The organism is Actinotalea sp. Marseille-Q4924 (assembly GCF_916618755.1).
In the GTDB taxonomy this organism is placed as follows: domain Bacteria; phylum Actinomycetota; class Actinomycetes; order Actinomycetales; family Cellulomonadaceae; genus Actinotalea.
In genome coordinates this window covers 285,046-305,550 of sequence record NZ_CAKAKB010000004.1, presented here as the reverse complement: position 1 = coordinate 305,550, position 20,505 = coordinate 285,046, and the positions used below count along the sequence as shown (strand labels likewise).

Annotated in this window: 17 protein-coding genes; 3 read left to right on the top strand and 14 right to left on the bottom strand. The window is 69.8% G+C overall.

Features of this window, described 5'->3' with window-relative positions; all coding sequences use genetic code 11:
• Nucleotides 1-54 precede the first annotated feature (54 nt).
• The 5 genes from LG379_RS14180 to LG379_RS14160 all read right to left on the bottom strand — a co-directional run bounded on the left by LG379_RS14180 (nt 55) and on the right by LG379_RS14160 (nt 6,866).
• Nucleotides 55-726, bottom strand: coding sequence for a M24 family metallopeptidase (locus LG379_RS14180; RefSeq protein ID WP_225755240.1), 672 nt, complete (start codon nt 724-726; stop codon nt 55-57).
• Between the two features lie 51 nt (nt 727-777).
• Nucleotides 778-1,716, bottom strand: a complete 939-nt coding sequence (locus tag LG379_RS14175) for an ABC transporter permease (RefSeq protein ID WP_225755239.1) — start codon at nt 1,714-1,716, stop codon at nt 778-780.
• A complete protein-coding gene (locus tag LG379_RS14170) occupies nt 1,713-4,652 on the bottom strand; it encodes an ATP-binding cassette domain-containing protein (protein WP_225755238.1) in 2,940 nt (979 codons plus the stop codon). Before LG379_RS14170 ends, LG379_RS14175 begins: the two co-directional genes overlap by 4 nt.
• Before the next feature lie 116 nt (nt 4,653-4,768).
• Nucleotides 4,769-5,833 (bottom strand): BMP family protein, encoded by a 1,065-nt coding sequence (locus LG379_RS14165; protein WP_225755237.1) that lies wholly within the window; start codon nt 5,831-5,833, stop codon nt 4,769-4,771.
• 91 nt (nt 5,834-5,924) lie between these two features.
• Nucleotides 5,925-6,866 carry a ribokinase gene (locus tag LG379_RS14160; protein WP_225755236.1) on the bottom strand — a complete coding sequence of 314 codons (942 nt, stop codon included), beginning with the start codon at nt 6,864-6,866 and terminating at the stop codon, nt 5,925-5,927.
• A gap of 367 nt (nt 6,867-7,233) precedes the next feature.
• Here LG379_RS14160 and LG379_RS14155 point away from each other — a divergent pair, with 367 nt between their 5' ends.
• The 3 genes from LG379_RS14155 to LG379_RS14145 are packed head-to-tail and all read left to right on the top strand — an operon-like array spanning nt 7,234 to nt 9,847.
• Nucleotides 7,234-8,253: a LacI family DNA-binding transcriptional regulator gene (locus LG379_RS14155; RefSeq protein WP_225755235.1), complete on the top strand. Its 1,020-nt coding sequence runs from the start codon at nt 7,234-7,236 to the stop codon at nt 8,251-8,253.
• Nucleotides 8,254-8,310: 57 nt separating this feature from the next.
• Nucleotides 8,311-8,979, top strand: a complete 669-nt coding sequence (locus LG379_RS14150) for a M24 family metallopeptidase (protein WP_225755234.1) — start codon at nt 8,311-8,313, stop codon at nt 8,977-8,979.
• 22 nt (nt 8,980-9,001) lie between these two features.
• The gene (locus tag LG379_RS14145) at nt 9,002-9,847 is read left to right on the top strand and encodes a DMT family transporter (protein ID WP_225755233.1); all 846 of its coding nucleotides are present in this window, start codon (nt 9,002-9,004) and stop codon (nt 9,845-9,847) included.
• A 22-nt stretch (nt 9,848-9,869) separates the two neighbouring features.
• Here LG379_RS14145 and LG379_RS14140 read toward each other — a convergent pair whose 3' ends face one another.
• The 9 genes from LG379_RS14140 to LG379_RS14100 all read right to left on the bottom strand — a co-directional run bounded on the left by LG379_RS14140 (nt 9,870) and on the right by LG379_RS14100 (nt 20,496).
• The gene (locus tag LG379_RS14140; RefSeq protein ID WP_225755232.1) at nt 9,870-10,658 is read right to left on the bottom strand and encodes a BtpA/SgcQ family protein; all 789 of its coding nucleotides are present in this window, start codon (nt 10,656-10,658) and stop codon (nt 9,870-9,872) included.
• Between the two features lie 4 nt (nt 10,659-10,662).
• Entirely contained in the window at nt 10,663-11,595 is a 933-nt protein-coding gene (locus LG379_RS14135) for a carbohydrate kinase family protein (RefSeq protein ID WP_225755231.1), read from the bottom strand.
• Entirely contained in the window at nt 11,595-12,602 is a 1,008-nt protein-coding gene (locus LG379_RS14130) for a LacI family DNA-binding transcriptional regulator (RefSeq protein ID WP_225755230.1), read from the bottom strand. Before LG379_RS14130 ends, LG379_RS14135 begins: the two co-directional genes overlap by 1 nt.
• 357 nt (nt 12,603-12,959) lie before the next feature.
• Nucleotides 12,960-14,039, bottom strand: a complete 1,080-nt coding sequence (locus LG379_RS14125) for a LacI family DNA-binding transcriptional regulator (RefSeq protein ID WP_225755229.1) — start codon at nt 14,037-14,039, stop codon at nt 12,960-12,962.
• Between the two features lie 201 nt (nt 14,040-14,240).
• A complete protein-coding gene (locus LG379_RS14120) occupies nt 14,241-15,281 on the bottom strand; it encodes a Gfo/Idh/MocA family protein (RefSeq protein WP_225755228.1) in 1,041 nt (346 codons plus the stop codon).
• 132 nt (nt 15,282-15,413) lie between these two features.
• The gene (locus tag LG379_RS14115; protein WP_225755227.1) at nt 15,414-16,556 is read right to left on the bottom strand and encodes a nitrilase-related carbon-nitrogen hydrolase; all 1,143 of its coding nucleotides are present in this window, start codon (nt 16,554-16,556) and stop codon (nt 15,414-15,416) included.
• Nucleotides 16,557-16,691: 135 nt separating this feature from the next.
• Nucleotides 16,692-17,759 (bottom strand): substrate-binding domain-containing protein, encoded by a 1,068-nt coding sequence (locus LG379_RS14110; RefSeq protein WP_225755226.1) that lies wholly within the window; start codon nt 17,757-17,759, stop codon nt 16,692-16,694.
• A complete protein-coding gene (locus tag LG379_RS14105; protein WP_225755225.1) occupies nt 17,759-18,832 on the bottom strand; it encodes an ABC transporter permease in 1,074 nt (357 codons plus the stop codon). The genes LG379_RS14110 and LG379_RS14105 overlap by 1 nt, the downstream gene beginning before the upstream one ends.
• A 146-nt stretch (nt 18,833-18,978) precedes the next feature.
• Nucleotides 18,979-20,496, bottom strand: a complete 1,518-nt coding sequence (locus LG379_RS14100; protein ID WP_225755224.1) for a sugar ABC transporter ATP-binding protein — start codon at nt 20,494-20,496, stop codon at nt 18,979-18,981.
• Nucleotides 20,497-20,505 lie beyond the last annotated feature (9 nt).

The following is a 20,505-nucleotide window of genomic DNA, read 5'->3' as shown; positions in this document are numbered from 1 at the left end:
CGCGCGAGGTGGTCGAGGAGGGAGCGGTCGGCCCTCCGACCGCCCGGGATCGGCTCAGGTGAGTACCGTCACCCGATTCGGTCCGAACCAGACGACGTCCTCGCGCTTGACGCCGTACAAATGCGTGCCGATGAACGGCTCGACAGCCCAGGCGCCACGCATCTCGGTGTCGTTCCACGCGTCGATGTAGCCGTCGTCGTAGGACGTGCTGGCGTCGAGCGAGTGCCCGATGTTCGACAGGCGGTCGAGGAGGACGTAGGGCGTCCTGTCGAGCTCGGAGCGGAAGATCGCGAACCAGTCGCGGGCGCGCATGCCCGGACGCGCAGCGGCGAGGAGCCCGGCGTGGATGCGCTCGACCGTCGCGAGCGCCTCCGCCTGGCCGGGGTTGTCGCCGCGCAGCAGGCTGCGTGTGCAGTCGCCCCACCAGCCGTCCGGGGTCACCGGATGCACGTCGACCATCCCGAGGTCGAGGTTCCACAGCACGCGCTCGGACGGCACGTCCGTCGGGAAGCAGCTGAGGGTGCCGACCCCGAAGCCCACGGTGGTCGGCGTCCACACGCCTGTACCGCCGCGCTCCACCACCAGGGCGTCCGCACGGTCCCGGGTGAGGCGCTCGCTGTCACCGGGGGCCGCCTCCCGAGCGATCGTCTCGGCGACCTCGACGGCCAGTCGCTGGGCGCGGACCAGCCCCTCCGGTGGTTCGTCCGACCACTGGGTCGTAGGCATGCGATCTCCTTCGTGTCGTCGGGGGGACCTCGCGGCGGGCTGCCGCCGGTTTCAGACCGGTACCGGCTGAGCCACGACGCGCGACTTGCGCCAACCCCGGAAGCGGATGCCTGCGAAGACCAGCGCGACGATGGTCACGACGTACGGGACCATCAGCGCGATGCTCGAGTTGAAGCCGGCGATGCCGAGCAGGTCCGCGATGGCATCCGCTGCGCCGAAGATGAAGGCAGCGATCATCGTGCGGACCGGCCGCGCGAGCCCGAACGTCAGGGCGGCCACGGCGATGAAACCGCGGCCCGCCGTCATGTTCGACGTGAACGTGCCGAGGGTCGCCATGGCGAGCTGGGCACCGGCCAGCCCGCAGAGCAGTCCCGAGATCAGGATGCTCTGCATCTTGACCCGGCGGACGTCGATGCCGGCCGCCAGCGCGGCCGGCTCGTCCTCCCCCACCGCACGCAGGTGCACGCCGTACCGCGTGCGGAACAGCACGAAGGAGGCGAGCGGCACGGACAGGAAGGCGACCCAGACCAGGGCGGTCTGGTTGTCGGTGGCAGCCCCGAGGAACGGGATGTCCCCGAGCGGCCCGAGCGAGAGACGAGGGAGTGTGATCCTGGAGCTCGCCGGGCTCGAGCCGGGGTTCCCGTAGAACACCTCCAGCAGGAAGATCGAGACGCCGGCCGCAAGCAGGTTGATGCCGATGCCGACCACGATGTTGTCGGCCCCGGCCCACAGCGTCGCCGCCGCGTAGATGGCGGCGAGGATCAGGGCGGCCACGACCGCGGCGAGCACGCCCACCAGGGCGCTGTCCACGGCGGAGCCGACGACGATCGCGGCGAAGGCGCCGATCAGCATCATGCCCTCGAGGCCGATGTTGAGGATGTTGCCCTGCTGGGTGAAGGCCCCGCCGATGGCGGCCAGCAGGATCGGAGCCACCTTGGCCAGGATGACGAAGAGCGTCCCGGCGGTGAAGATCTGCTCGAGCACGGTCATCGGGCACCTCCCGTGTGATGGGTCACGTCTGGGTGGTCCGGTACGCCGACCGGTGCGTCGGCGTCGGCCGACGGTGCCGGCACGGGGGTGCCGGCCCTCGTCCCCGCACCAGAGCCCGTCGCCTGACGGGCGCGTCGTGGTCGCAGGATCGCGAAGACGCGCTCACGCGTGCGGCGGTCGAAGACGAAGGTCGCCGTGATCAGCAGGATGATGAGGCCCTGCAGGACGTTGACCAGCGGGTACGGCACACCGGCGTCGATCTGCATCTTCGAGGAGCCGGCCATCATGTTGGCGTAGAACAGGGCTGCCAGGAGCGCCGCCCACGGGTTGAGCCGTGCCAGCAGCGCGACCGTGATCCCCAGGAACCCGTACCCGGGCGAGAAGGTCTGGAGGAAGCGACCGCCGTTCGGGCCGAGCACGATGATGACTCCGGCGAGTCCCGCGAAGGCACCGGACATGGCCATCACCTGCATGCTCATGGCCCTGGGGCTGACACCGGTGTACTCGGCGAACCGGTTCATCTCGCCCAGCTGGCGTACCCGCAGGCCCCAGACGGAGCGGTTGAGGATCAGGGCGAGCACGGCGACGCCGACCAGGGCCAGGACCAGGTCCAGGCCGATCCCGTAGGGGACGCTGAGCATCGGGAGGCGGGAGCCCTCCACGACCTTCTCCGAGGCGGCCTGACCTGCGGTGGGGTCCTTGAACGGACCCGTCACGAGGTACGCCGTGAGCAGGACGCCGATCGAGCTCAGCATCAGGGTCGTGACGATGATGTCCACTCGCCACAGCGCCAGGAGGACGCCGGCGATCAGACCCCACAGCATCCCTGCCAGCATCCCGCACACCACGGCGAGCACGGTCACGAGCACGGGCGGCAGCGACGTGAAGGTGAAGCCCGCCCAGGCGCCGAAGAAGGCACCGAGGTAGAGCTGGCCCTCACCACCGATGTTGAAGAAGCCCGCTCGGAACGAGATGATCACCGCGGCGGCGAGCAGGCTCAGCGGTACGAACTGCGCGATCATCGCGCCGAGCCCCTGCGGGGAGCGCACGCTCGAGAAGAACAGCGCGCTGTAGGCCTCAGCAGGGTCGCGGCCGATCGCCACGATGATGATCATCCCGATCGCGAGGGCGATCAGGACGGCGACCACCGGCGGGACCATGCCCCGCGCTGCGGCGGCGAGTCCGCTCACCACACGTTCGCGCGGGGTGCCGGCCCCCGGGTCACGCGGGACGACCCGCGGCGCGGGCTCACCGCCCGACGTGCGCGCCGTGCCGCGCTCCCGCTCCACGGCGGGTGAGCCCTGCTGCTGGACGGGCCGGGCCCCGCCCGGTTCGTCATGGGGTGGCGGTACGGCCGTCTCGGCGGTCCGGACCTCCGCCACCACCTGCTCGTGCTTCTCAGCGGCTGAGCGGACCCGGTCGGGGTCCGGCTCCACGCCGGACATCGCCAGCCCGACGGCTGCCTCGCTCATCGTCTCCTGCGTGAACTCGGCGACCACCCGGCCGCGGTACATCACCAGCAGGCGGTCCGAGAGGGACATGACCTCGTTGAGGTCGGCTGAGATCAGCAGGACACCGGCACCCTTGTCGCGCCGGTCGACGATCGCGTTGTGGACGAACTCCATCGCTCCCACATCCACGCCGCGGGTCGGCTGGTTGACCAGCAGGAGCCGCGGGTCCGAGCTGAACTCGCGCGCGATGATCACCTTCTGGGCGTTGCCGCCCGACAACGCGCTCACGCGGGTCGCCGTGGACGCCCCGCGGACGTCGAACTTGGTGATCAGGTCCGCCACGAAGCGGCGGGCCGCCCCCTTGTCGATCCAGCCGAAGCGTGCCACCGGCGGAGCCAGGTGGGTGGGGATGACGTTCTCGGTGATGTTCAGCCCGGGGCCGGTGCCGACCAGGCCGCGGTCCTCGGGGATGTACGCCAGCCCGGCTCCGCGGCGACGAGCGACGGAGTGCCGCGTCACGTCGACCCCGTCCAGGGTGACCCGTCCGCTGGTCGCCGTCGCCATCCCGGCGATCACTGCGGCCAGCTCGGTCTGCCCGTTCCCCTCGACACCGGCGATCCCGACGATCTCCCCGCTGCGGACGGTCAGCGACAGGTCGTCGAGCGCGACCGCTCCCCGGTCGTCGCGCATGGACAACGAGTCCACGTCGAGGACGGTGTCCGTGGGACGGGCCGGCCGGTGCGTGATCCGCAGCAGGACCTCACGGCCCACCATCATGGTGGCGATGTCCGCCTCGGACAGTCCCGCGGCGGGCAACGTGTCGACCGCACGTCCGTCCCGGATGACCGTCACCTCGTCGGCGATCTCGAGCACCTCGCCGAGCTTGTGCGAGATGAAGAGCACTGCGCACCCCTTGCGCGCCAGCGACCGGATGACGGCGAAGAGCTCATCCGCCTCGCCGGGGGTGAGGACGGCGGTCGGCTCGTCCAGGATCAGCAGACGTGTGTCATGGCTCAGAGCCTTGAGCACCTCGACCCGTTGGCGCAGCCCGACCGACAAGGTCGCGATCCTCGCCGTGGGATCCACGACGAGACCGAATCGCTTGCTGAGCGCAGCGACCTCGGACTCCATGCGCGCCGTGTCGAGCGTCCCGCGCGACGTGCGCAGCTCGCGACCGAGGAAGACGTTGGCGGCCACCGTGAGCGAGGGGACGAGCGTGAAGTGCTGGTACACCATGCCGATACCCAGTGCGGCGGCCTGCTGCGGCACCTGGATCCGCACGACCTTCCCGTCGACGACGATCGACCCGGAGTCCGGCTGAGCGGTGCCGGAGATCATGGTCATGAGCGTCGTCTTGCCTGCGCCGTTCTCGCCGACCAGGGCGTGGACCTGGCCAGGCATCACTCTCAGGGAGATCCGGTCGTTCGCGACCTTCTCACCGAACGTCTTGGTGATGCTCTGCAGCTCGAGCAACGGGGTGGCCATGGCATCGCCTCTCTGCGTGGGCGTGGGCGTGGGACGGGTGCGGCGCGTGCGTCGTCGGTGCTGACCCGGTCGCCCTCACCGGACACGGGGAGAGTCCGGTGAGGGCGGCGAGCCCGTCAGTAGGCCGTGCCGACCTCGACCTCGCCGTCGATGACCTGCTGCGCGTACGTGGAGATCTCGTCCTGGATCTCCTGCGGCACGATGTCGCCGTTGTCCTCGAACGTCAGGCTCACGCCGTCGTTCGCCAGTCCGTAGGACGTGACGCTGCCCATCTCGAGGGTGCCCGCCTCGTACTCCGCGACGGCGCTCTCGATGGAGGCTCCGATGTTCTTGAGCATCGACGCCAGGATGAAGCCCTCGTTGAACGAGTTCTGGTTAGAGTCGACGCCGATCGCGTAGTTGTCGGTGTCCTCGGCCGCCTGGAAGACCCCGAGACCGGCGGCTCCGGCGACCTGGAAGACCACGTCGGCGCCCTCCTGCTCGTACATCGCCCTGGCCTGGTCGTAGCCCTTGTTGGAGTCCTCGAAGTCACCGACGTAGCTCACGACCACCTCGATGGACGGGTCCACCGCCTCGACGCCGCTCCTGAAGCCCTCGACGAAGTCGTTGATCACGGGGATGTCCATGCCGCCGACGAGGCCGACCACCTTGGAACCCTCGGACCGCGGGAACGCGTCAGGGTTCGAGGTGGCCTGTGCGGCCAGGACGCCGGCCAGGAAGGCACCCTCGTTCTGCTTGTAGGTGATCGAGGCCACGTTCGGCGCCTCCACCACGTCGTCGTAGTAGATGTAGTCCTGGTCGGGGTACTTCGGGGCGGTCTCGGCCAGGATGTCGAGGATCTGGGAGGTCCCCGTCACGACCACGCCCCAGTCACCGTTGGACACCGACTCGAGGTTGGACTTCCACTGCGCCGGGTTGTTCGCGTCCGCCTGGATGGTCGTGGTCTCCGAGCCGGCATCGGTCAAGCCCTGGATCCCTCTCTCGGCGTCGTCGAAGAAGCCCTGGTCGCCGAGCGCGCCGGCCACCACGTGGGCGACCGAGACGTTGGTGGCCTCGCCGCCCTCGCCGCCGCCGCCGGCGGTGGCGTCGTCGTCGGCAGGGGCCTCGGCCGTGCCTCCGCAGGCGGTCAACGCCAGGAGGGCCGCTGCTGCCACTACTGCACCTGTCATTCGCTGCTTCATGTCGCTGCTCCTACCGTGCTCGTCCTGATGGGGGGGCCGTGCATCTGCGATGGGCTAACGTTCGTGAGGCCTCCTTCTGGTCCGAGAGCGGTCACGGGCCGGCAGGAATGCTGTGGGTGGTCCGGGCGATCGAGGCCTCGACGGCCGCACGGTCTGGCATCGCCGTGGTCGCGCCGACGGCACCGACCGAGATCGACGCGGCGTGGACCGCCCACCGAGCGGCGGCGGTCGGCGTCCCTCCGTCGCTGAGGAAGGACGCGAAGGCGCCGACGAAGCAGTCACCCGCGCCGGTGGTGTCGACGACGGCGACGTCCGGCGCGGCGATGTGCTCCACCTCGTCGCCGTCGCGCACGACCGCACCCTGGCTCCCCAACGTGACGACGACGTCGCAGGGCAGCGGCAGGTCGCGCAGCGCCTCCACCACGGCGCGCGGCGAGGCCGGCAGCTGGCGAGCCGTCACGATCTCGTACTCGGTCTCGTTGACCACGAGCACGTCGACCCGCTCCAGCAGGTCGGTGGGCAGCACCTGAGCGGGGGCAGGGTTGAGCACCACGATCCCGCGGGCCAGCCGGGCGGCCGCGCGGACGGACTCGAGCGGTGTCTCGAGCTGCGCGAGCACCACGCGCGCTCGGCGGATGCACTCACCCGCCTCGCCGACGAGGTCGCTGGTCAGCAGAGCGTTCGCCCCGGGGATGACCACGATGGAGTTCTGCGCGTCGGCATCCACCCACACCATGGCGCGTCCGGTGAGCTCACCCACGGCGACGCCCAGGCGGTCCACGTCCACGCCCTCGTCGGCGAGGGCGCGTCGGGCGAGCTCCCCGTCGGGGTCGTCACCCACGATCCCCACCATCGCGACGCTGCACCCGAGCCGTGCCGCTGCGACGGCCTGGTTGCTGCCCTTGCCGCCGACGAGCCTCTGCGCCCGCAGCGCGGAGACGGTCTCCCCGGGAGCGGGCATCCGCTCGACCGACGCGACGAGGTCCACGTTGACGCTGCCGACGACGACCACGTCCAGTGCTGCTGGCGACATTGCCACACGACCTTGGGTGATAGACGAGAGATCGATTTCCCGAGTTGCGCCATCGAATCCCGTGGCGTCCCCATTGTCAACACCTCAGACACAACGCCACGTCCACGGCCTGTTGCAGTTCGGTAACGGCGGATCCTCGGCTGACCAGCACTTAAGGCCCGGTCCGCGGCGCAGGGCGCCAGCCGGGTCAGCACACACCTTGCCCCAGGATTCGACCCCTTGCTAGCGTGCGTCTGCGGTGAATCGTTATCTCCACGCGTCGCCAGCACAGTGCCCCCAACCACCCGGCGGCACGTGATCACCGACGTCGCGGCGCTGCCAGACCCGGTCGCGACGGATCACGCACGAGGGCACGCGGAGGGTGACGATGGGGAACAGGACCACGGTCAGGGACGTCGCGGCAGCGGCCGGAGTGTCGCCCGCGACGGCGTCCCGCGCCCTATCGGGGCACCCGTCCGTAGCCCCCGAGCTCGCGCGCCGGGTGACCGAGGCCAGCGCCCGACTCGGGTACAGGGCCAACCCGCTCGCCCGGGCGCTGCGCACCCGGCGCACCGACACGATCGGCATGGTCGTCCCGTCGATCAGCAACCCGTACTTCGTCGGGGCGGTGGAGGCGATCGAGAAGGTGCTCGCGGTCGAGGGGCGATCGCTCATGATCTGCGATGCAGGCGACGACGTCGAGGTCGAGGCGGCGCGCATCGAGCTCCTCGTCGATCGCATGGTCGACGGGCTCGTGGTCGTCCCCGTGTCGGCCGAGGCCTCGGGACCCGGCCTCCGGGCGGCGGCGGACAGGGTGGCGGTCGTGCAGCTCGACCGTGTCGTGGACAGCGCCGGCACGGACTTCGTCGGGCTCGACAACTCCGAGGGCATGCGGAAGTGCCTCGAGCACCTCCGTGCGCAGGGCCGCCGGTCGATCGTGTACGTCGGGGCGAGACCGAGCAGCAGCACGGCCCGCGACCGCCTCGTCGCCTACCGGGAGCTCGCCTCGGCGAGCGAGCGGCACCCGATAGGCGAGCTCCTGGGCAACTTCACGATGGCCTGGGGTGTCGAGGCAGCCCGTCGGCTGCTCGCTGCGCCCCGCCTCCCGGACGCCGTCGTGTGCGGAGCCGACGTCATCGCCGTCGCCGTTCTCAGCACCTTGCGGCAGGCCGGCATCGGGATACCGGATCAGGTGCAGCTGATCAGCTTCGACGACTCCGAGCTGGGGCGCATGACGGTTCCACCCCTGACCTCGGTCCGGCAGCCCATCGACTCCATGGCGCGCGAGGCGGTCAGGCTCCTCGGTCACCGTCGCCTCCACCCGGAGGCGCCCCTGCGGAAGTCGATCTTCCTCCCGGAGCTGATGGTCCGGGACTCGACGACTTCCGTCTCCCACTCCCCGGCGTGACGGGACGACGTCCCCGAACGCACGGACACCTACCGCACGACTGAGAGGCGCCTTCCGATGACCGGTCCCGGATCCGAAGCGCAGCCGCCTGCGGGGCTGGTCGCCGCGCAGTCCGTTGCCCGACAGACCGTCAGCACGCTGATGTCACGAGGGGTGCGGGCCGGGGCCAGCGAGATCGAGCTCGCCGAGCGCGTCGCGACGATCGTCGGCGAGCTGGGTGCCTCCGGTCTGTGGACGCCGTGCACGACGCGAGTGGGCCTCGGTGCGCTCGTCGCACACCCCGAGTTCCCCATGCAGCAGCGCCGCGCGGCCGCGGGTGACTACCTGGTGCTCGATGTCGCGCCGGCCGTCCAGGGATGGCTCGGGGACTACTGCAGGACCTTCGTGGTCGGTGGTGGGCCCGACGCGCACGGCCTGATCGGAGAGGTCGAGCGGATCCAGGCGGCGCTGATCGACCACGTCCGCCCGGGGATGCCGGCGAACGAGCTGTTCGCCTTCGGTGCCGCCCTCGTCGCGGGAGCAGGGCTGAAGGTCCTGGACCTCCTGGACAACATCGGGCACTCGATCGGCCGCGAGTTCGCCGCCGACGGCTTCATCGACGCGAGCAACGACACGCCCATGTGGGGGGCGTGGACGATCGAACCGCATGTCGGCACACAGGCACGAGGGGTGAAGGTCGAGGACATGCTCTGGCTGCCGCGGCACGGGCCGGCCGTGGTCCTGTGATCGGGCACCGGCGGGGGTCGGCATGACGGCACTGGTCCTCGCGCTGTCGGCCAGCGTCCTGTTCGGGGTCGGCGACTTCCTGGGCGGCACGGTCAGCCGACGCATCCCCGTGACCACGGTCCTCGTGCTGTCGCAGCTGGCCGCCGTTCTCGTGCTCCTCCCCGGCGCGCTGAGCGGCGGCATCGACCTCTCCTCTCCAGGAGCCGTGGCATGGGGGGTGGCCGCCGGGGTGGCTGGGGCCGTCGCCATCGGTTCCCTGTTCCAGGCGCTCGCCAGCGGCATCATGGGCGTGGTCGCGCCGATCAGCGCGCTCGGCGTCCTCGTCCCGGTCGGGGCGGGGCTCCTGGACGGCGACCGGTTCGGCGTCGCCCTCGCGATCGGGCTCGTGGTGGCGGTCGTCGGTTCGGTCCTGGCGACCGGCCCGGAGCTGCGACGCGACGACGCATCCCGCGCCAGTCGGCGCCCGATCGTCCTCGCGTTCGTGGCCGCGGTCGGGTTCGGCAGCGCGAACCTGTGCATCGCCCGGGGGAGCGCCGCCGACGTCAGCACGACAGTCAGGGTGGCGGCCGTCACGAGCCTCGTCGTCTACGCGGCGGCCACGCTCGTCGCGCGCCGCCAACCGGTGGTGATCGCCCGCGACCTGCCGTGGGTACTCGGAGTCGGGGTGATCGGCATCGCCGGGATGCTCTTGTTCGCCACCGCTACCCGGGGCGGCTCGCTCTCCGTGGTCGCCGTCCTCGCTGCGCTCTACCCCGCTGTTACGGCAGCGCTGGGTTGGCGGTTCCTCGGCGAGCGACTGCGTCGGGTCCAGATCGTCGGCGTCGCGTCTGTCTTCATCGGAGTGGCGATCGTGGCTGGATCGAGCTGACCGCGCGCTCTCAAACTAGGAGTCAACTTCCAGAAGCACCCGACTCATCGGGCGTCCCAACCCTCATGCCGCCCGGTCTCGGGGTGAGCGCACGGACCGCGTCGACCAGCTCTCGGGCGTGCCTCTCTTCGACATCACCGGTGTCCGCGCAGGTGTCCTTGAGCGCGCTGCCGACCACGACCGCGTCGGCGTCGGCGAGGTCGTCGGCGGCACTCGACGGGGTCACCCCTGCGCCGATGACCAACGGGAACTCCTCGCCCACGATGCGCCTGAACTCGCCCGTCTTGTCGTGGGGCGTGGTGATCGCAGTGCCCTCACCGGTGACGACGATCGCGTCACAGCGCTCCACCCCGAGCAGCAGATCTTCCTCCAGGCTGCGGCCGGAGCTCACCGGCTGGTACTTGAAGCGCACCCCGCCGAGCACCAGGAGATCGCTCGCCGCGCGCTCGGCCGCGAGCCAGTCGGCAAACTCGGCATCCTCGGCCGGAGGCAGGTGTCCGGCCACCGAATCCAGCTGCACGAATCGGGCGCCATAGTCGCGCGCGAGGCGGAACGCGCCTGCGTCATCTCTCAGCACATTGATGCCGAACACCACCTCTGGGCGCTCGCTGCGCAGGTACTCGCACGTGGCGACCACGTCGTCGATCCCGCCGAAGTAGTTCTCGACGATCACAGCGTCGACGCCGGCGGACCACAGGACGTCGATCTCACGTCGCGCCCGCTCCTGCACGTCGGCGGGATTCTCGCCCTTGTGGTGCAGCATCGCGAACACCGGTATCGCGCTCGGAAAGGACTCCAGAAGTCTGCTCATCGTCTCAGCCGTTCTCTAGTACGGGGCGGTGCGCGAGGAACGCGCGGACGTCGTGCTCGGTCGTCATGCCGCCGCGCGCACCCACGTGCCCGACCGACATCGCGGCGGCGGCGTTGGCGAAACGTGCTGACTCGATGGCATCACGGGTGCTCACGTACGCGAACATGAAGGAGCTGGAGAACGTGTCGCCGGCGCCGGTGACATCGACGACCGGGACGACGTGGCCGTCGATGAGCTCCACGCCCGTGGCCGTGTGCACCTCGCATCCGCCGCGGTCGAGCGTGACCACGATCGCGGTCGCGCCGGCGGCGAGCAGCGCGGCGATGTCGTTCCCGGTCTCGACGAAGCGGCGTCGCCCGATGGCGTTCATGAACAGGATGTCGCAGTGCGCGATCAGGCCCGAGCCGTGGTTCTCAGGGTTGTAGACGTCGATGTCCATCACGACCAGGACGCCTTGGCGGCGCAGCTCGGCCAGCACGTCGCCGGCGCGCAACGGGCCGCGCCGGAAGGGGATCGAGTCGGTCAGGGTGGTGAACAGGAAGTCGGCACCGCGAAAGTGATCCCAGGTGGCGTCGGTGAGCTCGGTGCGGGTGATGCCGAGGCTCGGGATCAGCACGATGTGCTGGTCGCCCGACAGCATGATGATGCAGTGCGAGTCAGGCACGTCCTCGTCGAAGATGACGTGATGGGTGTTCAGACCCAGCTCGCGCAGCTGCCTGAGCAGCTTCTGGGTCAGCGCCCCGGAGTTGAGCTGGCTGCTGAACGAGGTGCTGCGCGCGTAGTGCGCGTAGATCGCCGCAGCGTTGGCCACCATGCCGCCGAACTGCGGCTGCAGGGTCTCCACGTACACCTTGTCGCCGCTGGCTGGGAAGTGCGGCATCGCATAGAACTCGTCCTGGGCGACGTCGCCGAAGAACACCGCGTAGGGCTCCCTCATCAGTCAGCCCTCCGGGAGGTCGTCTGCCGCTCCACGAGCGTCACCGGCAGGATCACCTGGCCGGCGGCAGGCGGCTCGCGCCGCTCGAGCGCGTCGAGAAGCGCGTCGGTCGCCGTCCTGCCCAGCCCGAGCACGTCCTGCCGCACCGTGGTCAGGCCGGGGTAGCCGTAGTGCGCGGCCGGCGAGTCGTCGAACCCGACGACGGACACGTCGTCAGGCACTCGGATGCCGGCGGAGCGCAGCTCGTTGAGCACGCCGAGCGCTATGAGGTCGTTGGTGGCGAACACGGCGGTGGCAGTGCCGTCGGCGAGCGCCGAGAGGTGCGGTCGCACGGCGGCGCGACCGCGCTCTTCGCTGTAGTAGCCGACGCCGATCACCGGGTCGGGATAGCCGGCCGCGCGCCAGGTCTCGACGAAGCCGGCGACGCGGCGCTCGCTCGTGAGGGGATCGCCCTCGACTGAAAGCACCACCGCCGAACGGTGCCCGAGAGTGATGAGGTGCTCGGCGACGTACCTGCCACCCGCGTAGTTGTCGGACACGACGGAACCGAAGCGGGTGCCGCTGATCTCCTCATCGACGAAGATCAGCGGCATGTCGCCGAGCACCGCGGACAGTTCGCTCTCCGTTGGCGGCGCACCGGCGGCGTACACGATGCCGTCGACTGCCCGCGACTGGATCATGCTCATGTACCGCACCTCGCGAGCAGGGTCGAACCCGGTCGAGCACAGGATCACGTTGTATCCCCGCTCGACAGCGGTCGTCTCGACCCCCTTCGCCAGCTCGGCGAAGTAGCCGTTGCCGATGTCGGGGATGACCAGAGCGATGATGCGCGTGATCCCGAGGGCGAGGTTCTGCGCGGTGCGACTAGGCACGTAGCCGAGCGCCCGCATCGACTCGAGCACCCGGTCCTGCGTCTCGGTGCTCACCGGCCGCTTGCCGCTAAGAGTGTGCGAAACGGTGGTGCGGCTGACGCCGGCCTGCTGCGCGACCTCTGAGATCGAGACCACGTCACCCCCTTTCGCGTTTGTCGGTAATCATCCCCAAACCGGTTTGCGCGAGGCTAGCACGGGACCGGGGGCGGGCAGGAGCCCTTGTGCCTAGTCAGATTCGAGCTGCCGACGCCCGCTTTAGGAGTTCGATCTTGGTCCGTCCAAAACTCTCTCACCTGCGGAACCACACGCGGGTAGTTCACGATCTGCCAACGTCTCGCGGTCCCCGCTGACCACACGCTGACCACGGCGCCACAATTAGGCCTGGGCTCGAAGACCGCGCACGAGCAGGCCATGAGGTCCTCAACGACTTACCGCGGGCGAGCCTATGACTCAACCGCGGCGCCTGCCCCGGCGAGGAGCGGCGCGCACAGATCAGGTGTCACCTACCCGTGCGACAGACCCGGCGTCACGTTCGCCCGCCGGCGTTGCGAGTGCCGCGGGCTCGAGACGTTGCTGCGGCCCGTCGAGCGACTCGACATACCGGCCCGCACTCAGACGCGGGACCAGGTAGGGAGCCATCACTGGCTCGGGTCCTGTCTCGCTGCCGCGGATGAGCTGGATGACACGGTCCACGCACCGCCGGCCCACCTCCATGAAGTCCAGGTGCATCGTCGTGAGGGCCGGCTGGAAGTACTGGGCTTCCGGGATGTCGTCGAACCCCACGACGCTCAGGTCCTCGGGAACGCGAAGTCCGAGGTCGGAGGCCGCTTTGAGCAACCCGAGAGCCATCTGGTCGTTCGCGACGAAGACCGCAGTGGGTCGAGCGCGCTGAAGGAGCCTGAGGCCGACGGCATGGCCGGAGGCCGCGCTCCAGTCACCCGCCAGTGGCTCGTGGGCCACGCGCCCGGCTATGGCGAGGGCGCGCCGCCAGCCCTCGATCCGGGCGGTCGTTCCCAGCCACCCTGCCGGACCTGCCAGGTGGTGGACCGTGGGATGGCCGAGCTGCAGCAGGTACGTGGTCGCCTCGTGCGCACCCATCACCTCGTCATGGGCCACGATGCGCGGATGGTCCGTGGCCCCCGGTTCGAACATGACCAGCGGGACTGCGGCGGAGAGCCCTTCGACCGCGTCAGCAGCTGCCACGGTCGGCGCCAGGACCACGATCCCGTCGACGGCGTCTGACACCAGGTGGTCGAGCGCACGTTGCATGGCGGAACGGTTGGTGTCGCCGAGACTGACGAGACTGGTCGCGTACCCCAGCTCGCGGGCCCGCTCGGCGATGCCGAAGAGCGCCTGTGACGGACCGTGTTGCGTCGTCCCGACCGTGACGACGCCGAGGTGCATCGTCTGGCTGGTGACGAGGGCTCGAGCAGCGCGGTTCCGCCGGTAGTCGAGGTCGCGGACCGCGCGTTCGACCTTCTGCCTTGCCTGGTCGCTCACATACGGGCTCGAGTTGAGGACACGGGAGACGGTCTGAGGGGAGACGCCCGCCAGCCGAGCGACGTCGCTCATGCGCGGAGCCTGCCTGCGGCGCGACCGGACGCGACCGTCGTCCGCGTCGGCTCCTCCGTAGCGATGGTCCTCGGCTTGATCGGGGGACGTCCGACGTCCCCCCGTTCGCGGCTTGGGCTCGCCTTCGACTGTCATCGCCCCTGCCTCTCAGGATCCGGCCCCCTGTAAGCCACGAGGAAGCGGTGCTCGCCGGCCACGAGGCTACCCATGACTCGGTTCCGGGATCTCGGCTGGGCCGGGCAGGGCAACGGGACGCCCGGTCCAGGCCGCCTGCTGAACGGCCAGGAGCAGCTCGATCGTGTGCTGATTGTCCCGGAGACCGGTCTCCGCTACGGCGCCGTCGTGCACGACTCGCCGGAAGTCGCGAAGAACGGAGTGCAGATCGGGATCTCCGCTGTGCTCCGGATCGTCCTGCGGCAGTCGCCCATCCGGACCGACGTCGTCAACGGGCTCGCCGTCGAGGGTGAAGCGTCCGTCGCGCACCTGCAGGGTGCCGTGCTCGCCGTGGACCGTGACCTCACCGTCCCATGTCGTCTCGGGCCCACGACCCGCCCACGTCCCGGAGTAGGTGGCGAGTGAACCGTCGGACATCTGGAGCGCGACCTCGACCGCAGGTGCGCCCGCGAAGAGGCTCCAGGGTGGGCGGTGCTCGAGGGCGTGCACCTCGAGGGCCTCTGCGCCGGTGAGGTACCGGATGAGGTCGAGGTGGTGCACGCTCATGTCCTGGAGCAGCGGGGAACGGAGCTCGTTCCGCCCACCCTCCAGGAACTCCCGGCGGCTGAAGCGCAGGGAAAGGTGGCCGACCGTGCCGACCAGGCCGTTGGTGATGAGGTCCCTGGCCCGGCGGGCCCACGGACGGTGCCTGTAGTTCTGACCCACGACGACGGCGAGCTCCGGGTGGGCAGCAGCCGCGGCACGCACCCGTTCGAGGTCCTCGGCGTCCACGACGAGAGGCTTCTCGCACAGCACGGACATGCCGGCCGAGAGCGCCTGCTCGATCGCCTCGGCATGCCGACCGACGGGCAGGGTGATGAGGGCGACGTCCGCCTCGACGGTGGACAGCATGCTGGCCGCGTCCCTGTGGTGACGGTAACCGGGCGTCACCCGCAGCCCAGCGGGCCGCGAGCGGACGGTGCCGCCGGCGGTCCCGGCGAGGACGACACCGGGCTGATGCCCAAGGACATCCATCCACTGGTTGCCCCAGCGGCCCATGCCGCAGACGACCACTCGCAGGTCGGTCATCTCATCGCCTCCAGTGAGTCTGTCGTTCGGTCGGCACGACCGCGGCCGCGGGTGCACAGCCCGGTCGCGCGGAGAGGTCTGGGGGTGGTGTGCCGGGTCACGGAGGAGGTGCTGACCCGGCACACCACCGGCTCAGGAGCCGACGACCTTCTCGGTCGTGTCCGACACGGGGGTCGTGTCGCCGTTGCGGCGGTAGCCGGTCGGCGGGGTGAGCACGCCCCGCTCGATCAGCGTCTCGATGTTCCGAGCACGGGTCGCGTCCTCGCGAGCCAGCCAGCCCTCGCCCGGGGGCTCCTCGAGGTACTGGTTCTTCGGGTAGATCGGCTGGTCGTAGATGGCCCGGTACTGCTCAGTTCGCAGGTCCTTGAACTGGTTGTACAGACCGTTGGCGATCCGGGACCGGCGGAGTGCCTCGATGTCGATCGTGGTGCAGACGAACGAGTCGCCGGACGTCCAGCCCTTCTGCTGGGCGACGATCTGCCCACGGGGGTTCACGATCATCGACTGGCCACCGAAGAGGTCCTGCATGCCCCCGTCGGGCATGATCTCCGGGCCGAGGTTCGGTGCCACGACGTAGGCGTGGTTGAACAGCGCGTGCGCACGGTTCTGGATCTCCCACATCCCCGTCATCACGGCGGGCTCGATGAGCGTGGGCCGGATGATGATCTCCGCGCCGTTCATCGCCAGCCCTCGAGCGACCTCGGGATAGACCCCTTCGTGGCAGATCGCGATACCGATGTTGCCGATCTCGGTCCGGGCGACCGGGAAGATCGCGTCCATCACGTTCCCGTTGCCCTTCTTGGCGATCCACTCGTCCCACACGTCGTGCGGGTTCATGTTGCCGAGCATGCCGCCCTCGTAGGCGTCGGACGTCGCCTTGGCGCGCTGGTAGACGATCTCCCCGCTCGGGTCGATGATGAACGCCACGTTGAAGTAGCGGTCCTCGAAGTCCGGGTCCTTCACCATGTACAGCTCGGCTGCGATGTAGGTGTCGAGCTGGACGGCCTTCTTCGCCAGCTCATCGGTCTCCGGGCCGGGGATGGTGACCGCGAAGTGCTTCTCCTTGTCGCGGTTCCCGGGAATGTTGGCGATCATCCCCTGGATCGCCATCTCCGGGATGACCACCAGACGGACGGGGGCTCCTTCCCACGCCCCGACCATGACTGCCGTGTCCATGAACTTGTTGATCCGCTTGACGTTCTCGACCCCGTCCTGACGCTCCTTCATCTGGAACGTGCGCGGGGAGAGAGCGACGACGGAGTACGGGTCGACCATGAGTGCTCCTTCTGTGGTGGCGCAGACTCGACTGCGCCGCGGGGTGCTGGCTGGGGCCGGTCTCCTTCCGCCCGGGTGCCGGGCGGAAGGAGACGGCGAGGGTGGGGACGGACACCGGCCCGCCCCGGTGGGACGTCAGAACTGACGGTTCGGGTCGTAGTACTGCTCGGCGTTGTCCGGAGTCGCCAGGAAGGTGTCGATCCAGAACTCACCGCCGGGGCACACGTCCTCCTGCGACTCGCCACGAGCGGCGGCGACCGCCATCTCGACCGCGGTCTCACCCTGGCGGTAGGGCTCGTTGGACGCGTTGGCCTGGACCGGCCCGTCCGGGTTGTCCATCATCTCCTTCAGCACGGCCATCTGGCCGTCGTAGGTGCCGATGAGCACCTGGTCCAGGATCCCGGCGTCCGAGAGACCCTGCTTGATCCCCGGGAGCATCACGTCGCTGAGGCTGAAGACGATGTCCAGGTCGGGGTTGGCGGTCGCGATGTCGCGCACGGGGTCCAGCGCCCGGTCCGGCAGCCACTCGCCGTACCGGATCGGCAGGTACTCGATCTCGGGGGCGTCCGCCACGCTCTCGTACCCGGCGACGACGCCGTCGTGGCGCCACGTGGTGACGGTCTCGCCCGAGTAGCCGCCGACGACGACGGCCTTGACCGCCTCGTCACCGAACCGCTCCTTGGCGAACTCGGCGATCTGCTCCCCGAGTCCGAACGCGACCGCCTCCTGGTCCTCGGCGACGTAGCAGAACTGCTGGGGCGCGAGCTCCTCGGAGAGGTTGCTGTTGACCACGACGAGGGGCACGTCGTCCTGCGCCACCGCGGTGACGGCGGGCGCCACCCCGGTGGGGTCGTGCGGATTCATGATGACGACGTCCACGCCCTGGGTGAGGAGCGTCTGCACGTCGGAGTTCTGCTTGACGGTGTCGCCACCGGCGTCGGTGACGATGATCTCGGCACCGAGCTCCTCGGCCTTGTCCTCCGCACCCTGGAGGAGCGTGGCCCACCAGTCGCTGCCGGCGAGCCGCCGCTGGGAGAAGCCGATCGTGATCGTGTCGCCGGAGCCGGCGTCGCCGGCTGTCGCGCCGTTGCCGTCGTCGGGAGCGGCGCCCCCGTCGGCGTCGCCGCCTTCTGCGCAGGCGGAGAGTGCGAGGGAGAGTGCGAGGACACTGCCGAGGGCGATGCCGCGCGTCGTTGTGCGCATCAGTGAGTTCCTTCCGTGCTGTCGGGTCGTCGAGCGGGAGGGTGGGGAGTATTGCCTTCCTGGAGGTCGGGCCGCCGCGAGGTGGGGGTGTTCTCGGCAGCTGGGAGAGCTGGGGCGGCGAGCGTCTCGTCGCCACTGGGAGCACCGGAGCCGCGGGCCCGGAGCTTGGTGACGCCGTCGCGGATCCGCTGGATCCCGCCCCCGGAGGTGAGGAAGACGGCGATGAGGATGACCAGCCCGCGGATCACGAGCTGCGGCTCGGACTGGATGCCGGCCAGGTTCATGATGTTGCCGATCATCCCGATGATGAGAGCGCCGAGGACGGTGCTGATCGGGTCGCCGGTCCCGCCGAAGAGCGACGTCCCGCCGACGACGGTGGCGGCGATGGAGTCCAGCTCGTAGCCCTGACCGACGAGCGAGCTGCCCTGGGAGAGACGACCGGCGAGCATCAGCCCGGCCAGGCCGGCGAGCAGGCCGCTGGTGACGTAGGCCATGACCTGGTCCCGCTTGACCGGCAGCCCGGAGAGACGGGCGGCTTCCGGGTTGCCGCCTAGCGCATACAGCCGCCGGCCCAGCGGGGTGAACTTCATGACGAACGCCGCGACGACCGTCACGATCACGGCGATGATGACCCCGTTCGGGACCGAGCCGGTCCGGCCCCCGAAGAGGTTGAGGAACGTGGTGTTGCTGATGACGATCAGCGTCCCGACCTGCACGAGGAACGCGACGCCGCGGGCGATGCTGAGCATCGCGAGGGTGGCCACGAACGGCGCGATCCGGGCGTAGACGACCAGGAGTCCGTTGATCAGCCCGGCCAGCGAGCACGCGAGAAGAGCGACCACGACGGTCACGAGCACGCCTTGGCCCTGCCGCAGCATCACGGCCGCGATGACCGTGGACAGCGCGGCGACGGAACCGACCGAGAGGTCGATCCCCCGGGTGACGACCACGATGAACTGAGCGACGCCCAGGACCGCGACCACCGAGGCCGCCACGGCGATGTTCTCCAGGTTGCGCGCCGTGAAGAAGAACGGCGACGTCATGGACCCGACGACCGCGACAAGCACGAACACGGCCAGCAGGTAGCCCTGCGGTCCGATCCTGAATCGGCGCCGCGCACGACCGGTGCCCGTCGGGGCAGGGTCTTGCCCGGCGCGGTGCGGGGGTGCGGTGCTCCGAGAAGAGACCGACATGAGTTCCTCCTGGGGGTCGGGGCGGGTCATCGGAGGTGGGTGAGGAGGTCCTGCTGCTGGGACTGGATCTCCTCGTGGGTGGCTTCGGCGACGATGCGCCCGTTGGACAGCACCAGGACGCGGTCGCACAGCGCGGCCTCGGCCACCTCGGAGGTGACGAGGACGGCCGCACCTCCCGACCGCAGGTAGGCACGGATCAGCCGGTAGATCTCTTCCTTGGCTGCGACGTCCACGCCTCGTGTGGGCTCGGCGAGGATGAGAACCTTGCTGTTCTTCGTGAGCCAGCGGGCCAGAAGCACCTTCTGCTGGTTGCCGCCGCTCATGGTCCGCACCGACTGGTGGACACTGCTGCACTTGATGCCGAGCTCGTCGACCTTGGTCCGAGCGTGCCGAGACTCGCGGGAGTGGTCGAGCAGACCGGCCCGGGTGAACATCCCAAGGGACGCCAGGCTCATGTTCTTGCTCGCGCTCATGTCGAGGACCAGTCCCTGGGACTTGCGGTCCTCCGGGATCAGGCCGAGACCTCTGCGGATCGCGGCGCGCGGGGAGCGCACACGCACCTGGCGTCCCTCGACCGCGACCGTTCCGCCGGAGGGCTCGCGCAGCCCGAAGAGGCACTCGGCCAGCTCGTTCTGCCCGGCACCGAGGAGCCCGGTAATGCCGAGCACCTCCCCGCGCCGCAGCTCGAAGGAGCACGGGTGCAGCCGGTGGCCCTCGGTGAGGTCCCGCACCTCCAGCACGACGTCGGACGTCGCGACCCCTCCGAGCTTGCCCTCCGAACCCTCCGCGGCGGCCGCCGCGAGGGAGTTCTCGTAGCGGTCCCCGACCATCTGCCGCACGATCGCGTGGGCGTCCGGGACGGTGTCGAAGTGCGCGACCCGCCGGCCGTCTCGCAGGACGTCGACGGCGTCGCACACGGCCGTCACCTCGTCGAGACGATGAGAGACGAAGATCAACCCGACGCCCGAAGCGGCGAGGTCGCGCATGAGATTGAGCAGGCCGCTGACGTCCCGCGGTGGCAGCGTCGTCGTCGGCTCGTCCAGGAGCAGGACGTGCGGCTCGGACTTCAGCGCCTTGGCGATCTCCACGAGCTGCTGCTTGGCCAGGGGCAGCGAGGCGACCGGCGCGCGGACGTCCACCGGGGCGCCGAGGCGCTCCATGAGCTGCTCCGCCCTCTTCTCCAGGCGACCGATCCGGACCAGACCGGACTTCGCGAAGTCGTCCAGGAAGATGTTCTCGACCACGGACATGCTCGGGACCAGGCTCATCTCCTGGTAGATCGTGTAGATGCCGGCCTGGCGGGCGGCGTGCGGGCTCTCGAGCTGCACCTCTCGCCCGTCGATCCAGATCGAGCCGGCGTCGGGCTGCTCCGCACCCGACAGGATCTTCACCAGGGTCGACTTGCCCGCTCCGTTGGCACCCGAGAGCGACAGCACCTGCCCGGCGTGGACCTCGAGGTCCACACCGTCCAGGGCCGTGACGCCCGGGTACCGCTTGGTCAGGCCATGGACCTTCAGGACGGGGCCGACTTGGGACGTGGTCATCTCACCCTC

Coding starts and splice junctions, on each gene's coding strand:
- LG379_RS14180 (WP_225755240.1), bottom strand. CDS start 726: ATGCCTACGACCCAGTGGTCGGACGAACCACCGGAGGGGCTGGTCCGC.
- LG379_RS14175 (WP_225755239.1), bottom strand. CDS start 1,716: ATGACCGTGCTCGAGCAGATCTTCACCGCCGGGACGCTCTTCGTCATC.
- LG379_RS14170 (WP_225755238.1), bottom strand. CDS start 4,652: ATGGCCACCCCGTTGCTCGAGCTGCAGAGCATCACCAAGACGTTCGGT.
- LG379_RS14165 (WP_225755237.1), bottom strand. CDS start 5,833: ATGAAGCAGCGAATGACAGGTGCAGTAGTGGCAGCAGCGGCCCTCCTG.
- LG379_RS14160 (WP_225755236.1), bottom strand. CDS start 6,866: ATGTCGCCAGCAGCACTGGACGTGGTCGTCGTCGGCAGCGTCAACGTG.
- LG379_RS14155 (WP_225755235.1), top strand. CDS start 7,234: ATGGGGAACAGGACCACGGTCAGGGACGTCGCGGCAGCGGCCGGAGTG.
- LG379_RS14150 (WP_225755234.1), top strand. CDS start 8,311: ATGACCGGTCCCGGATCCGAAGCGCAGCCGCCTGCGGGGCTGGTCGCC.
- LG379_RS14145 (WP_225755233.1), top strand. CDS start 9,002: ATGACGGCACTGGTCCTCGCGCTGTCGGCCAGCGTCCTGTTCGGGGTC.
- LG379_RS14140 (WP_225755232.1), bottom strand. CDS start 10,658: ATGAGCAGACTTCTGGAGTCCTTTCCGAGCGCGATACCGGTGTTCGCG.
- LG379_RS14135 (WP_225755231.1), bottom strand. CDS start 11,595: ATGAGGGAGCCCTACGCGGTGTTCTTCGGCGACGTCGCCCAGGACGAG.
- LG379_RS14125 (WP_225755229.1), bottom strand. CDS start 14,039: ATGAGCGACGTCGCTCGGCTGGCGGGCGTCTCCCCTCAGACCGTCTCC.
- LG379_RS14120 (WP_225755228.1), bottom strand. CDS start 15,281: ATGACCGACCTGCGAGTGGTCGTCTGCGGCATGGGCCGCTGGGGCAAC.
- LG379_RS14115 (WP_225755227.1), bottom strand. CDS start 16,556: ATGGTCGACCCGTACTCCGTCGTCGCTCTCTCCCCGCGCACGTTCCAG.
- LG379_RS14110 (WP_225755226.1), bottom strand. CDS start 17,759: ATGCGCACAACGACGCGCGGCATCGCCCTCGGCAGTGTCCTCGCACTC.
- LG379_RS14100 (WP_225755224.1), bottom strand. CDS start 20,496: ATGACCACGTCCCAAGTCGGCCCCGTCCTGAAGGTCCATGGCCTGACC.